The following is a 14,355-nucleotide window of genomic DNA, read 5'->3' as shown; positions in this document are numbered from 1 at the left end:
TATCAGGCGCTGATGCTCACGAGGCTCAAGAGCTGCCCATCATTCACCGCAAACTGCCCAACCAACTCTTTGCCATGGCACCACTCATCCGACAAGTCAGTCAGCAGCCGCAGCTTTATATGCCCGGCCTCGGTCCACTCCACCACCTCGGCATGCTCAAAATAGAAGCGCTTGTGCACAATCGGGTAAAGCGCCTTGAACAGGCTCTCTTTGACCGAAAACGTCAGCGTCACCAGCAGGGCAATCTGCTCTCGCGCCACACCGCCCATACGCTGCAGCTCGTCGGCTGTCAGAATTTCCCCGGCCAGACGCTCCGCGCGCTCCAGCGTGAGTACATTCTCCAGGTCCATCCCCAACCCGCGCCATTGCGCCTTGTACCCGACAATCGCCGCGGCATGCCCGGTGCTGTGTGTGATCGAGCCACTGATGTGCGCGGGCCAGACCGGTGCACGGTCTTCGCCGATAGCCGGGATGCAGTCAAGCTGATCGAGGTGTTGCAGAGCGGCGCGGGCGCACAGGCGACCGGCCAGAAACTCGGCTTGGCGCTTGGCCACTGAGCGCTGGATGCTCGCCGGTGCGGGCACTGCACAGCGTTGGAAATCACCGGCTGCCAACAATGCCGGGTCGAAGTGAGTGCCGAGAAACACTGTTCCCGGTAATGGTTCGGGCAGTGGCCAATGGGCGTCGAGTGGTGTGCAGCAAGCGGGCAGAAGATTCATGGGCGGTATTTTGCCGAGTTGAGGCGCCAGAGGATAGCCCGCTGCGGCGCACCGCCTGTTCAGGGGGAGTTCAGGGGCTTTTGCGTAGGCTGACCTCAACAGCCAAACGCGTATGAGGTAACACCATGACTGCGATCAAAAAGCTGATGTTGGCGTTGACCATGCTCAGTGCCACCGCAGGGGTCCAGGCCTCTGATGGTGACTTTGCCGCATTCGGTCGCGAGAAAACCAAGAAAACCAGCACCTTGATTCAACGTGTCAGTTTCGAAGACGCGAGCAGTCAGCCTACGCCTTGGGGCCAGTCCCTGGGCCTTGCTACCCCACAGCCAGCCTACCGCACCGGTTACGCGCACCTGAGTGGCCAGTTCAATGGCATTAAACTGCGCCCGCAAGACCTGCAGGGCCGCTATGATGTCCCCCTGTCGGACAGTTGATTTGCTTTGGAGAGCCTTATGAAATTGCTGGTGGTGGAAGATGAGGCGCTGCTGCGTCATCACCTGTTTACCCGCCTGACCGACAGCGGCCACGTGGTCGAAGCTGTGGCCAACGCCGAAGAGGCGCTTTACCAGGTCGGTCAATTCAACCATGACCTGGCGATTATCGACCTGGGCCTGCCCGGCATGGGCGGCCTGGACCTGATCCGCCAACTGCGCAGCCAGGCCAAAACGTTTCCGATCCTAATCCTCACCGCGCGTGGCAACTGGCAGGACAAGGTCGAAGGCCTGGCCGCCGGCGCTGACGACTACGTGGTCAAACCATTCCAGTTCGAAGAGCTGGAGGCGCGCATGAACGCCTTGCTGCGCCGCTCCAGCGGGTTCACCCAATCGACTATCGTTGCCGGGCCCTTGCTGCTGGACCTCAACCGCAAGCAAGCGTCCCTCGACGAACAGCCCCTGGCGCTGACCGCCTACGAATACCGCATCCTTGAATACCTGATGCGCCATCACCAGCAAGTTGTCGCCAAAGACCGCTTGATGGAACAGCTTTACCCCGACGACGACGAGCGCGATCCAAACGTCATTGAAGTCTTGGTCGGCCGCCTGCGCCGCAAGCTGGAAGGCCCCACAGGGTTCAAGCCGATCGACACCGTGCGTGGCCTGGGCTACCTGTTCAATGAGCGCTGCCGTTGATCCGCTCGTTACGTGTGCGTTTGATGCTGGCGGCAGCGACCCTGGCCGTGTTGTTCATGCTGGGCTTGTTGCCGGCCATGCAGGGCGCTTTCAGTCTGGCGTTGCAGGATTCCATCGAACAGCGCCTGGCGTCGGACGTGACGACGCTGATCTCCGCCGCGCGGGTCGAAAACAACCGCCTGCTGATGCCTGCGCAGTTGCCGGACGAACGTTTCAACCTGACCGATAGCCGTCTGCTCGGCTATATCTACGACCGCGAAGGCCACTTGGTGTGGCGCTCGCGGGCTACCCGGGAAGAAAACATCAACTACAAGCCGCGCTATGACGGGCGAGGCAATGAATTCGCCAGGATTCGCGAAGCGGACGGCCAGGAGTTCTTCGTCTATGACGTGGAGGTCAAGCTGCTCGGCGGCAAGAGCGCGGCGTTCAGTATCGTCGCCCTGCAACCGGTGCGCGAATACCAGCTGACCCTAGAAGGCCTGCGCGAAAACCTCTACTTGGGCTTCGGCGCGGCGTTGCTGGTGCTGCTGACGTTGCTGTGGCTGGGCCTGACCTGGGGCCTTCAAGCCCTGCGGCGGCTGAGTCAGGAGCTTGACCAGATCGAAGGCGGCACCCGCGAAAGCCTGTCCGAACAACACCCACGTGAATTGCTGCGCCTTACCGGCTCCCTCAACCGCTTGCTGCACAGTGAGCGTGAACAACGTACGCGATACCGCGACTCCCTCGATGACTTGGCTCACAGCCTGAAAACCCCGCTCGCCGTGTTGCAAGGCGTGAGTGAAGACATGGCCAAGCGCCCGGAAGACCGCGATCAGGCCTGGGTGCTGCAATCGCAGATCGAACGCATGAGCCAGCAGATCAGCTACCAGTTGCAGCGCGCCAGTTTGCGCAAAAGCGGGCTGGTGCGCCATCAAGTGCGCCTGGAACCGGTGCTGCAAAGCCTGTGCGATACCTTGGGCAAGGTCTACCGCGACAAGGGGGTCAGGGTGTCCTTTGAACTGCCGCACGCCTGCGATGTGCCGATCGAGAAGGGTGCCTTGCTCGAATTGCTCGGCAACCTGCTGGAAAACGCCTATCGGCTGTGCCTGAGTGAAGTGCGAGTTAGTCTGGTCGAGAACCTCGAAGGCATTGAGTTGTGCATAGAAGATGACGGACCAGGCGTGCCGCCAGATCAGCGCGCGCGGATTTTGCAACGGGGCGAGCGGCTGGACCGCCAGCATCCGGGGCAGGGGATTGGGTTGGCGGTGGTCAAGGACATCATAGAAAGCTACGGCGCGCGACTGACCCTGGGAGATTCACCGCTGGGTGGCGCGGCGTTCAAGATCCACTTTCCATCTGTGTGATCTTCACTGGCTGGGCTGGCCCTATCGGGGGCAAGCCCTCTCCCGCATTTTGAATTTATTCAAGCATCAAACTTTGTAAAGGCAGTCAAAGGTGGGAGGGGGCTTGCCCCCGATGAGGCCCTCACACACAACGCCTCTCTAACTCACCCGTGCGCGATAGGCCCCCGGCGTTAACCCTGTCCACTTCTTGAACGCCCGATGAAATGCCGACGGTTCGGAAAATCCCAACTGCTCGGCAATCTCCTGCAACGACAAATCCGCCCGTCCCAGATAGTAGATGGCGATGTCCCGCCGCAACTCATCTTTGAGCGCCTGAAAGCTGGTGCCTTCTTCGCGCAAATGCCTGCGAAGGGTTTGTGGGCTGATGTGCAAGTGCTGAGCGACGGCTTCCAGGTCCGGCCACGGCGTGCGATCGCGGCTCAGTAGGCGTCGCAACTGACTGCTCAAGCTATCGCCTTCATCCGGGCGTGACAGCAGGTCAGCGGGAGAGCGCTCCAGAAAGTGCTTGAGGGTGCGCTCATCCTGCAGCAGCGGCATGTTCAGGTAGCGGGCAGGGAACACCAGGCTACTGTTCGGCGAACCGAACACCCGGTCGCAGGGAAACAGCAGGTCATATTCGCTGGAGTGGGCCGGCATCGGGTAGCTGAACGTGGCCTGGTGCAGTCGGATGCGCTGGCCGATCAGCCAACTGCCCAGGCGGTGCCAGATCACCAGCAGGCATTCGCTGAGGAAGTGATCCGGGTCCCACAGTTGGGAGTCATCCAGGCTCAGGCGGGCCATTTCGCCTTCCCGTGTGAGCTGCCAACGCGGGCCTTGTGGGAATAGGCTATAAAATAATAAGCCGCGTTCCAGGGCTTTCTCCAGCGTGCGGCAGTGGATCAACGCATGGCACATCATGGCGAAAGTGCCACGTTTGCTCGGACCGTCGGCAAAGCCCAGGTATTCGTCGTCCAACGCCAGCCAAAGCATCTGGAGCAACCGGGTAAATTGCTCCGGCGCAATGCGGGCGCGAGGTTCAGTCAACTGCTCGGGGGTGATGCCCAACTGTTGCAGCAGGCCCGAATAATCGTAACCGGCCCGACGCGCTCCGCCCAGGGCGGCCCGTGCGTAGTGACTGGCGATGGTGCGTTCACGCATGCGGGGCCCTCGTCCATGGAATGGCGGATGGTAGTCAGCACCTGGCAAGGCGACAAGGCGGATATCCGCCAAATTGTAGGACGCGATTGGGTGCGGTGGCGGAAATTCGCCAACCGATTTGGCGCCTGGCGAGGCGTCTGAAAACGATCAGCCCTGATGCCTAAAGGCCTTTAGGGCTTTTGAGCAAAGTGGCACGGCGTTTGCGATAAGGATTACAGCGCAGGCCTGGACCTACAGGCTTCGCAAACAACAAATCCCTCCAGTGCAGGAGGGTTCGCAATTCAAGTGTCGTGGGCAATGGCGGATATTTGCCACACGGGACGATTGAGGAATTTTGCAATGACGACTCGTCAGCCAATCTACAAATCCCTGTATTTCCAGGTGATCGTTGCAATCGTTATCGGTATTTTGCTCGGTCACTTCTACCCGCAAACCGGTGTGGCCCTTAAGCCACTGGGTGACGGGTTTATCAAACTGATCAAAATGGTCATCGCCCCGATCATCTTCTGCACCGTTGTCAGCGGCATCGCTGGCATGCAAAGCATGAAATCGGTCGGCAAAACCGGCGGCTACGCGCTGCTGTACTTCGAAATCGTTTCCACCGTCGCCCTGCTGATCGGCCTGATCGTGGTGAACGTTGTGCAACCGGGCGCCGGCATGCACATCGACGTAGCGACCCTGGACGCTTCCAAAGTCGCTGCCTATGTGACTGCTGGCGCAGACCAGAGCATCGTTGGCTTCCTGCTTAACGTGATCCCGAACACCATCGTCGGCGCCTTCGCCAACGGCGATATCCTGCAAGTGCTGATGTTCTCGGTGATCTTCGGTTTTGCCCTGCATCGCCTGGGTGCCTACGGCAAGCCGGTGCTGGACTTCATCGATCGCTTCGCCCACGTGATGTTCAACATCATCAACATGATCATGAAGCTCGCGCCACTTGGTGCCCTGGGCGCCATGGCGTTCACCATCGGTGCCTACGGTGTAGGTTCCCTGGTGCAGTTGGGCCAACTGATGATCTGCTTCTACATCACTTGCCTGTTGTTCGTGCTGGTGGTGCTGGGCGGTATCTGCCGCGCTCACGGTTTCAGCGTCATCAAGCTGATCCGCTACATCCGTGAAGAGCTGCTGATCGTATTGGGTACTTCCTCCTCCGAGTCCGCACTGCCACGCATGCTGATCAAGATGGAGCGTCTGGGTGCCAAGAAATCCGTAGTAGGTCTGGTAATCCCGACTGGCTACTCCTTCAACCTTGACGGTACTTCGATCTACCTGACCATGGCTGCCGTGTTCATCGCTCAAGCGACTGACACCCACATGGACATTACCCACCAGATCACTCTGCTGCTGGTGCTGCTGCTGTCCTCCAAAGGCGCTGCTGGCGTGACCGGTAGTGGCTTCATCGTTTTGGCTGCAACCTTGTCGGCTGTAGGCCACCTGCCGGTTGCCGGCTTGGCGCTGATCCTGGGTATCGACCGCTTCATGTCCGAAGCCCGCGCACTGACCAACCTGGTCGGTAACGCCGTTGCCACCATCGTTGTGGCTAAGTGGGTCAAGGAACTGGACACCGACAAGCTGCAAAGCGAGCTGGCGTCTGGCGGTACCGGTATCTCCGAAACCCGCGAAATCGATGACCTGGGCGTGGCCGAAGGCCCTGCACCTGTCGTCAAGTAAGCCGCTGAAGGCGTGAGCCCACGCTAGCAGCTATACGCAAACGCCCCGACTGGTTCGGGGCGTTTGCGTTTCTGCTCGGCCACTTTTGAATCGCTTTGCTTTACAGTAAATGAATACTTCATCAACAACGCTGGCGGGAGACTGAATGGACAGTGTGGATTTGAATGTCCTGCGCAGCGTGCTGGAATGGCGCCGCGCTGGACAGCGAGTGGTGTTGTACAGCGTGGTCCAGACCTGGGGCAGTGCACCGCGTCCGCCGGGGGCAATGCTAGCCCTGCGGGGCGACGGCGTGGTGATTGGCTCGGTTTCCGGTGGTTGCATCGAGGATGACTTGATCGCGCGGTTGCAGGACGGCCGCTTGCCTGATGACGGCCCGCCGGTACAACTGGTGACCTACGGCGTTACACGCGACGAAGCTGCGCGTTTTGGGCTGCCGTGCGGCGGCACGCTGCGCTTGACCGAGGAGAGGGTGGATGACTGGGGCTGGGTAGAGAAGTTACTGGCGCGCTGCGAGGATCATCAGATTGTTGCTCGGGAGCTAAACCTTGCTACCGGCGAAGTGACCCTGAGCGGCGCGAGCAAGACTGATGTGGTGAGTTTCGACGGTGAACGCTTGCGCGCCATCTATGGACCACGCTGGCGCCTGCTGCTGATCGGCGCCGGGCAACTGTCGCGCTATGTGGCGGAAATGGCGCGTTTGCTGGATTTCGAAGTGCTGATCTGCGACCCGCGCGAAGAGTTCGTGTATGGCTGGGAAGAGCAACATGGCCGCTTTGTGCCGGGTATGCCTGATGAGGCAGTGTTGAATATCCAGACCGACGAACGCACAGCGATTGTCTGCCTCACACACGACCCGCGCCTGGATGACATGGCGTTGCTGACGGCGTTGAATTCCAATGCCTTCTATATCGGCGCGCTAGGTTCAAGGGTCAATACCCAGAAGCGCCGTGAAAACCTCGCCGCACTGGGTTTGTCGGCGGAGGCGATTGCCCGCTTGCATGGGCCGATTGGTTTGCATATCGGCAGCCATACGCCGGCGGAAATCGCGCTGTCGCTGATGGCGGAAATTGTCGCAATCAAGAACGGCGTGGCGCCTATGCAGAAAAAGCCTTTGCCGGTGGTAGCTGAGTGACCGTGACCGCGATTGTGCTGGCGGCAGGGCAGGGCAGCCGCTTCCGCGCAGAAGCTGGGGCCGACCAGGATAAATTGCTGGCGCTCTGTGTAGGTCGCGATGGCGTGACGCGACCGGTGATCGAGCAGGTGCTGTTGAATCTGCCGGCAGACGTAGTGGAGCGCTGGGTGGTGACCTCGCCAGATCGTTCGGAGGTCATTCGGTTGGCGAAGGTGTATGGCTGCAAGGTCTTGTTGCTGCAGTCGGCTGGCATGGGCGACAGTATTGCCGCAGCTGTCGCGGCCAGTGCTTCGGCGCAGGGTTGGCTGGTGGTACTGGGGGATATGCCGTTTATTCAAGCGTCGACGATCGAGCGCGTGATAGACGGTCTGGATAGCATCAATGTGCCGGTACATGCCGGTCAGTATGGCCACCCGGTTGCCTTTGCCCGTGCACTTGGGCCCGCCTTGATGGCGCTGAGTGGCGATCGTGGTGCCAAAGCGTTATTTGTACAGGCTGTTTTGAAGGCGGTGCGGGTGGAGGATCCCGGTGTGTTGTGGGATGTGGATGTGCCCGCGTTGTTGCATTACCGCTGACCGGCAGACAAAAAAAGCCCCGCCTGATCACTCAGGCGGGGCTTTTTAGTGGCTGATGGAATCAGACGAGGGGTTTAGGCTCGTGCTCTTCTTCCAGGGCCTTGTGCTCTACCACGGCTTCAGCAACCGGAGCAGGCGCTTCGACAGCTTCGACTACAGCCGGAGCGGCGGCGGCAGCAGCAGCGGCGGCTGCCTCAGCTTCCTTGCGGCGACGACGCACTTCACGTGGATCGTTCGGCGCACGGCCGTTTTCGCTCAAGGCGCTGGCAGGAGCAGCTTCAACCACGGGTGCTTCAACTTCAGCAACAACCGGGGCTTCAACAGCCACTGGTGCGGGCTCGGCAACCACGACTTCAACCACCGGTGCTGGCGCTTCTTCTACAACAGGCGCTGGCGCGGGAGCTTCGACCGGGGCGGCAGGTTCGGCAGTCCACTGGAAGGCGGTCTGTTCTTCGCGAACTTCACGCACCGCTGGGGCAGCTTCTTCGACAGCCGGAGCTTCAACTACGGCTTCAACCACTGGCTGAGGTTCAACAACCGGCGCAGGTTCAATGGCGACCGCTTCGGTTTCTGGCTGGGCGTCGCGAACCGGGGCTACTTCCACTTCCGGAACCACTGGGGCTTCGATCGGGGTAGTTGCCTCAACAGCGGGGGCCTCAACGACCGGTGCTTCAACCGCTGGGGTCTCGGCAACTGGTGCTTCTACAGCAGCGGTTTCTTCAACGGCTGCAGTAGCGCGTTCAGCTTGCTCGTGAGCCTGGGCTTCAGCAGGAGCGCTGATGACCGAGCTGGCAACGGCAGCAGTAACGGCCAGGCCGGCAGCCAGTTCGGCACCCGTCGTTTCGTTAGCTTCGTTGGTTGCGCCCTCAGCGTTCTCGCCGGTCTCTTCCGAGCCTTCGATTACGTTGCCGTTGGCATCACGCTGGCGCTCGCGACGGTTGCTGCGACGACGCTGACCACGGGAGCGGCGGCGAGGACGATCGCCTTCGGCGTTGTCCTGACCATCTTCCTGCAGTTGCTCTTCGCCGGTCAGTACTTCTTCCTCTTCGCTGGCGGAAGCAGCTTGCTCGGCGCGTGGTTGACGCTCTTCACGCGGAGGGCGCGGCTGGCGCTCTTCACGAGGGGCGCGTTCTTCACGCGGCTGGCGGGCCGGGCGCTCTTCGGTAGTCGCAGCAGCGGCAGCAGCAACGGCTGGCGCAGCGTCCAGCGGCTCACGCAGTTCACGTACGCGTTCCTCACGCTCGCCACGTGGCTTGCGATCTTCACGCGGAGCACGTGGGGTGCGAGGTGCGCGCTCTTCACGCGGTGCGCGTTCTTCACGGGCTACGGCTGGTGTTTCTTCACGGGCTTCACGAGGCGCACGCTCTTCACGTGGCGCGCGTTCCTCACGCGGTGCCCGTTCTTCGCGCGGCTTGCGCTCTTCGTCACGGCGACCGTTGCGGTTGCGGCTCTGCTGACGGCCGTTGCGACGTTCTTCGTTACGTGCCGGGCGCTCGGAGGCTGGTTTTTCAACTACAACCGGGGCCACAGGCTCTTCTTTGGTAGCGAACAGGCTGACCAGCGATTTCACCAGGCCTTTGAACAGGCTCGGCTCAGGCATGGCGGCTGGTGCAGCAACTGGTGCGGCAGCTTCAACCGGCACTGGTGCATTGGCACGGGCTGGCGCGGTTTTCACGGCAGCTTCCTGGCGAACCAGAGTGCGGGTCGCGGCGGCTGGCTGGACTTCTTCCACTTCGGCAGCGGCAGCAGCGATTTCGTAGCTGGACTGGCCGCTGTGGGCTTCCGGGCTGTCGTCACGCAGGCGCTGTACTTCGAAGTGCGGCGTTTCGAGGTGATCGTTCGGCAGGATGACGATACGGGCACGGGTGCGCAGTTCAATCTTGGTGATCGAGTTACGTTTTTCGTTCAGCAGGAAAGCGGCGACCGGGATCGGCACTTGCGCGCGGACTTCGGCGGTGCGGTCTTTCAGGGCTTCTTCTTCGATCAGGCGCAGGATCGCCAGGGACAGCGATTCAACGTCACGGATGATGCCGGTGCCGTTGCAACGCGGGCAGACGATGCCGCTGCTCTCGCCCAGGGATGGACGCAGGCGCTGACGGGACATTTCCAGCAGGCCGAAGCGCGAGATGCGGCCGACTTGCACGCGGGCACGGTCAGCTTCCAGGCATTCGCGGACTTTCTCTTCCACGGCGCGCTGGTTCTTGGCTGGGGTCATGTCGATGAAGTCGATCACGATCAGGCCGCCGATGTCACGCAGGCGCAGTTGGCGGGCGATTTCTTCAGCCGCTTCCAGGTTGGTCTGCAGGGCGGTTTCTTCGATGTCGCTACCCTTCGTTGCGCGCGCCGAGTTGATGTCGATGGACACCAGTGCTTCGGTCGGGTCGATCACGATGGAGCCACCGGAAGGCAGTTCTACGACGCGCTGGAAAGCGGTCTCGATCTGGCTTTCGATCTGGAAGCGGTTGAACAGCGGAACGCTGTCTTCGTACAGCTTGATCTTGCTGGCGTACTGCGGCATCACCTGGCGGATGAAGGTCAGGGCTTCGTCCTGGGCTTCAACGCTGTCGATCAGCACTTCGCCGATGTCCTGGCGCAGGTAGTCGCGGATGGCGCGGATGATCACGTTGCTTTCCTGATAGATCAGGAACGGCGCGGAACGATCCAGGGACGCTTCTTTGATAGCGGTCCACAGTTGCAGCAGGTAGTCGAGGTCCCACTGCATTTCTTCGCTGCTGCGGCCCAGGCCGGCAGTGCGAACGATCAGACCCATGTCGGCCGGTGCGATCAGGCCGTTCAGCGCTTCACGCAGTTCGTTGCGTTCTTCGCCTTCGATGCGGCGGGAAATGCCGCCAGCACGTGGGTTGTTCGGCATCAGCACCAGGTAACGGCCGGCCAAGGAGATGAAGGTGGTCAGGGCGGCGCCCTTGTTGCCACGTTCTTCTTTTTCGACCTGGACGATGACTTCCTGGCCTTCGCTCAGGACGTCCTTGATGTTCACGCGGCCTTCGGGGGCTTTCTTGAAGTATTCGCGGGAGATTTCTTTGAGGGGCAGGAAGCCGTGGCGCTCGGAGCCGAAATCGACAAAGGCAGCCTCAAGGCTTGGTTCGATGCGAGTAATACGGCCTTTATAGATGTTGGCCTTCTTTTGCTCGCGTGCACCGGATTCGATGTCCAGGTCGTAGAGGCGTTGGCCATCTACCAGTGCAACACGCAACTCTTCGGGTTGAGTTGCGTTAATCAGCATTCTTTTCATGTTGTACCGTCGGTTTCCGGGCTGCCGGAAACGGCGTTCGGCACACACGACTTCTCACGGTCGGTGTCAGGTGCGTCAAGAGTGGTTGGCCACTCCAGTGTCCAGCAAAATCGGCCAATTGGGCCGGTATCGCGACGGACGCGTCCTGCTTGTTAGCGGTGGTGACAAAGGCACCACTTCAACAAAAGCTAAGGTCAGGAGGAGGAATCAACCGGCGACTGTGGACGAGATGAAGCGTCTAAATATAAGCCTAGTGCTACACGGTCCGACGGTTGTGCATCTCCACCCTACACGTATCCCTGATAATTCGGGTGCTGCCGCGCGCAGAATCCGCAGCGGGTTGGCATTTACCGTGTACTCCAATGGGGAGTTCACGCTCATGGCTAAACAAGACTGAATGTGGGCGACTGCGCTCTCACTCAGCTCTTAACAGGCGTTGTTTCCGAAGCATTCGCCGTGGTCTGGCACAAGACTGACTGCACTTTGTGAACTGGCCGTAAATATCGGCGCAGAATGCGAGTATTCACTCTGCGTTCTGCACTCGCTTCAGGCCTCATGTCACCTGCGCTTGTTACAATCTCGAACCTTCCAGGGTGGCGAAAGCCCCGTAGGACGGCCTCGCGTCCTGATGAATTGCGATGGTCAGGGCCGGCAGCTTGCCGCAAGTCCTCTGTCCAGGCCGCTTTTGGCGGCGTTCGCGACTATAGCAGCAATGATTAAGTGCTTCAATTCCATAAAAAATTGTTATCATCGCCGCCATGACGACTACCGCCCCCCAGACCCCCAGCGTCCAGCTGCTTGAGGTCTCGCCGGAATATGCCGGCCAACGCATCGACAACTTTCTCCTGGCCAGGCTCAAAGGCGTGCCCAAGACCTTGATTTACCGCATCTTGCGTAAAGGCGAGGTGCGCGTGAACAAGGGTCGTATCAAGCCCGAGTACAAGCTGCAGGCGGGCGATATCGTCCGTGTGCCGCCAGTGCGCGTGCCTGAGCGGGACGAGCCTGTTCCCCTCGCGCAAGGGCTGCTGCAGCGCCTTGAGGCGTCGATTGTCTTTGAGGACAACAAACTAATCGTGATCAACAAGCCCTGTGGTATTGCTGTGCATGGTGGCAGCGGCCTAACGTTTGGGGTGATCGAAGCCTTTCGCCAGTTGCGCCCGGATGCCAAGGAGCTGGAACTGGTCCATCGCCTGGATCGCGATACTTCCGGCCTGTTGATGATCGCCAAGAAGCGCAGCATGTTGCGGCACCTGCACACCGCCCTGCGGGGTGATGGCGTGGACAAGCGCTACATGGCGTTGGTGCGTGGCAACTGGGCCAGCTCAATCAAAAGCGTTCGCGCGCCGCTTCAGAAGAGCAATCTGCGCTCGGGCGAGCGCATGGTCGAAGTGGACGAGGAGGGTAAAGAAGCCCTGACCCTGTTCAAGGTGCTGCGCCGCTTCGGTGACTTCGCCACCCTGGTCGAGGCCAAACCGGTCACAGGGCGTACCCACCAGATTCGCGTGCATACCTTGCATGCGGGCCATTGCATTGCCGGTGATACCAAGTACGGCGACGAAGACTTTTCCAAGGAAATTAGAGACTTGGGCGGTAAGCGCCTGTTTCTCCATGCCTACATGCTGACTGTGCCGCTGCCTGATGGTGGCGAGCTGAAGTTGCAGGCGCCTGTCGATGAGATGTGGGCCAAGACCGTGGAGCGTTTGAGTGTCGCACCTTGATTACAAGCTGCTGATTTTTGATTGGGATGGGACGCTGGCCAACTCCATTGGTCGCATTGTCGAGTCGATGCACATGGCGTCCACCCGTTCAGGCTTTGCGTTATGCAGCGATCAGGCGGTCAAGGGCATTATTGGTCTGGGGCTGCCTGAAGCCATCCGTACCCTGTATCCCGAAATCAGTGACGCTGAACTGATAGCGTTTCGCGAGCATTACGCCGATCACTACATTGCGCTGGAGGCAGAGCCTTCGCCGCTGTTTGAGGGCGTTGTGCAATCGCTGGCGGCGTTCCGGGCGCAGGGCTACCACTTGGCAGTTGCTACCGGCAAGGCTCGTCGCGGGCTGGATCGGGTGCTCAAGGCTCATGGTTGGGAAGATTACTTCGACATCACCCGTGCTGCGGATGAAACCGCCAGCAAACCTCACCCTCTGATGCTGGAGCAGATCCTTGCCCATTGCGGCGTGTCGCCGCGTGAGGCGCTGATGGTGGGTGATGCTTCCTTCGATCTGATGATGGCGCGCAACGCCGGCATGGACAGCGTTGCAGTCAGCTATGGTGCCCAGTCCGCTGAGGCGTTACAGCAATACGAGCCTAGGGTCACGATTGATCATTTTTCTGAATTGCAGGCCTGGCTCGGTCGGGCTCAATAAGTCTTTGCTGGGGTTGATGGCATGAGTGATGAGTGGAAAGCGCCTGAAAAGGCTGAAAGCGGTGACGACAAGAGTTGGAAGCTGCTGGAGAAGACGCTCCTGGCCAGCGTCCAGGAGCAGCGTCGTGCGCGGCGCTGGGGGATTTTCTTCAAGCTGCTGACCTTTACTTATCTGTTGCTCATGCTGGCGCTGTTCAGTCCGCTGATGGATATGGAAAAGAGCGCAACCCGTGGCGCGAACTACACCGCGCTGATCGAGGTGCGCGGTGTAATTGCCGACAAGGAGCCGGCAAGCGCCGATAACATCGTTGGCAGCCTGCGTGCTGCGTTCGAAGATCCCAAGGTCAAAGGGGTGATACTGCGCATCAACAGCCCGGGCGGCAGCCCGGTGCAATCGGGTTATGTGTATGACGAGATTCGCCGCCTGCGTGGCCTGCACCCGGATATCAAACTGTACGCCGTGATTTCCGATCTGGGTGCTTCGGGTGCTTATTACATCGCCAGTGCCGCTGATCAGATCTATGCCGACAAGGCCAGTCTTGTGGGCTCCATTGGTGTGACGGCGGCCGGTTATGGGTTTGTTGGCACTATGGAGAAGCTGGGTGTCGAGCGCCGCACCTACACCTCGGGCGAGCACAAAGCGTTTCTGGATCCGTTCCAGCCGCAAAAGCCCGATGAAACACAATTCTGGCAGAGCGTGCTGGATACCACTCATCGCCAGTTCATTGCCAGCGTGAAGCAGGGGCGCGGGGATCGTCTGAAGGATAAAGATCATCCCGAGCTGTTCTCGGGGCTGGTGTGGTCCGGTGAGCAGGCGTTGCCGCTGGGTTTGATCGATGGCCTGGGCAGTGCCAGTTCGGTGGCGCGGGATGTGATTGGCGAGAAGGAGTTGGTGGATTTCACGGTTGAGGAATCGCCGTTTGATCGCTTCTCCAAGAGGCTCGGTGCCAGCGTGGCTGAGAAGCTGGCGCTGTACATGGGCTTCCAGGGGCCGACGCTGCGCTAATATCTCAAGTCTGTCGTAGGTCA

Annotated in this window: 12 protein-coding genes; 9 read left to right on the top strand and 3 right to left on the bottom strand. The window is 60.2% G+C overall.

Annotated elements, in window-relative coordinates:
- Positions 1-2 precede the first annotated feature (2 nt).
- A complete protein-coding gene (locus CKW32_RS18795; protein ID WP_095185676.1) occupies positions 3-719 on the bottom strand; it encodes a 4'-phosphopantetheinyl transferase in 717 nt (238 codons plus the stop codon).
- A 125-nt stretch (positions 720-844) separates the two neighbouring features.
- Here CKW32_RS18795 and CKW32_RS18790 point away from each other — a divergent pair, with 125 nt between their 5' ends.
- The 3 genes from CKW32_RS18790 to CKW32_RS18780 are packed head-to-tail and all read left to right on the top strand — an operon-like array spanning position 845 to position 3,192.
- Positions 845-1,153, top strand: a complete 309-nt coding sequence (locus CKW32_RS18790; RefSeq protein WP_032886787.1) for a hypothetical protein — start codon at positions 845-847, stop codon at positions 1,151-1,153.
- An 18-nt stretch (positions 1,154-1,171) separates the two neighbouring features.
- A complete protein-coding gene (locus CKW32_RS18785) occupies positions 1,172-1,849 on the top strand; it encodes a response regulator (protein ID WP_032886788.1) in 678 nt (225 codons plus the stop codon).
- A complete protein-coding gene (locus CKW32_RS18780; protein WP_032886789.1) occupies positions 1,846-3,192 on the top strand; it encodes an ATP-binding protein in 1,347 nt (448 codons plus the stop codon). The genes CKW32_RS18785 and CKW32_RS18780 overlap by 4 nt, the downstream gene beginning before the upstream one ends.
- A 138-nt stretch (positions 3,193-3,330) precedes the next feature.
- On the opposite strand, the gene CKW32_RS18775 is transcribed toward CKW32_RS18780, so the two are convergent.
- Positions 3,331-4,329, bottom strand: a complete 999-nt coding sequence (locus tag CKW32_RS18775; protein WP_095185675.1) for an AraC family transcriptional regulator — start codon at positions 4,327-4,329, stop codon at positions 3,331-3,333.
- A gap of 339 nt (positions 4,330-4,668) precedes the next feature.
- Here CKW32_RS18775 and CKW32_RS18770 point away from each other — a divergent pair, with 339 nt between their 5' ends.
- From CKW32_RS18770 to CKW32_RS18760, 3 genes are all read left to right on the top strand, one after another.
- Positions 4,669-6,000 (top strand): dicarboxylate/amino acid:cation symporter, encoded by a 1,332-nt coding sequence (locus CKW32_RS18770; RefSeq protein ID WP_032886791.1) that lies wholly within the window; start codon positions 4,669-4,671, stop codon positions 5,998-6,000.
- Positions 6,001-6,145: 145 nt separating this feature from the next.
- The gene (locus CKW32_RS18765; RefSeq protein ID WP_095185674.1) at positions 6,146-7,132 is read left to right on the top strand and encodes an XdhC family protein; all 987 of its coding nucleotides are present in this window, start codon (positions 6,146-6,148) and stop codon (positions 7,130-7,132) included.
- A complete protein-coding gene (locus CKW32_RS18760; RefSeq protein WP_095185673.1) occupies positions 7,129-7,707 on the top strand; it encodes an NTP transferase domain-containing protein in 579 nt (192 codons plus the stop codon). The genes CKW32_RS18765 and CKW32_RS18760 overlap by 4 nt, the downstream gene beginning before the upstream one ends.
- 61 nt (positions 7,708-7,768) lie before the next feature.
- Here CKW32_RS18760 and rne read toward each other — a convergent pair whose 3' ends face one another.
- Positions 7,769-10,951, bottom strand: a complete 3,183-nt coding sequence (gene rne / locus CKW32_RS18755; RefSeq protein WP_218229662.1) for a ribonuclease E — start codon at positions 10,949-10,951, stop codon at positions 7,769-7,771.
- 767 nt (positions 10,952-11,718) lie between these two features.
- Here rne and rluC point away from each other — a divergent pair.
- The 3 genes from rluC to CKW32_RS18740 are packed head-to-tail and all read left to right on the top strand — an operon-like array spanning position 11,719 to position 14,332.
- Positions 11,719-12,678: a 23S rRNA pseudouridine(955/2504/2580) synthase RluC gene (rluC, locus tag CKW32_RS18750; RefSeq protein WP_032886795.1), complete on the top strand. Its 960-nt coding sequence runs from the start codon at positions 11,719-11,721 to the stop codon at positions 12,676-12,678.
- Positions 12,665-13,327 (top strand): HAD-IA family hydrolase, encoded by a 663-nt coding sequence (locus tag CKW32_RS18745; RefSeq protein WP_095185671.1) that lies wholly within the window; start codon positions 12,665-12,667, stop codon positions 13,325-13,327. Before rluC ends, CKW32_RS18745 begins: the two co-directional genes overlap by 14 nt.
- A 21-nt stretch (positions 13,328-13,348) precedes the next feature.
- The gene (locus tag CKW32_RS18740; protein WP_095185670.1) at positions 13,349-14,332 is read left to right on the top strand and encodes a S49 family peptidase; all 984 of its coding nucleotides are present in this window, start codon (positions 13,349-13,351) and stop codon (positions 14,330-14,332) included.
- Positions 14,333-14,355 lie beyond the last annotated feature (23 nt).

The sequence above is a fragment of the Pseudomonas sp. Irchel 3H9 genome, from assembly GCF_900187495.1.
Classification (GTDB): Bacteria; Pseudomonadota; Gammaproteobacteria; order Pseudomonadales; family Pseudomonadaceae; genus Aquipseudomonas; species Aquipseudomonas sivasensis.
Note: the sequence above shows the minus strand (reverse complement) of the source record. Positions and strands in the feature narration are given on the sequence as shown.

Coding starts and splice junctions, on each gene's coding strand:
- CKW32_RS18765 (WP_095185674.1), top strand. CDS start 6,146: ATGGACAGTGTGGATTTGAATGTCCTGCGCAGCGTGCTGGAATGGCGC.
- CKW32_RS18740 (WP_095185670.1), top strand. CDS start 13,349: ATGAGTGATGAGTGGAAAGCGCCTGAAAAGGCTGAAAGCGGTGACGAC.
- rne (WP_218229662.1), bottom strand. CDS start 10,951: ATGCTGATTAACGCAACTCAACCCGAAGAGTTGCGTGTTGCACTGGTA.
- CKW32_RS18790 (WP_032886787.1), top strand. CDS start 845: ATGACTGCGATCAAAAAGCTGATGTTGGCGTTGACCATGCTCAGTGCC.
- CKW32_RS18795 (WP_095185676.1), bottom strand. CDS start 719: ATGAATCTTCTGCCCGCTTGCTGCACACCACTCGACGCCCATTGGCCA.
- CKW32_RS18770 (WP_032886791.1), top strand. CDS start 4,669: ATGACGACTCGTCAGCCAATCTACAAATCCCTGTATTTCCAGGTGATC.
- rluC (WP_032886795.1), top strand. CDS start 11,719: ATGACGACTACCGCCCCCCAGACCCCCAGCGTCCAGCTGCTTGAGGTC.
- CKW32_RS18775 (WP_095185675.1), bottom strand. CDS start 4,329: ATGCGTGAACGCACCATCGCCAGTCACTACGCACGGGCCGCCCTGGGC.
- CKW32_RS18785 (WP_032886788.1), top strand. CDS start 1,172: ATGAAATTGCTGGTGGTGGAAGATGAGGCGCTGCTGCGTCATCACCTG.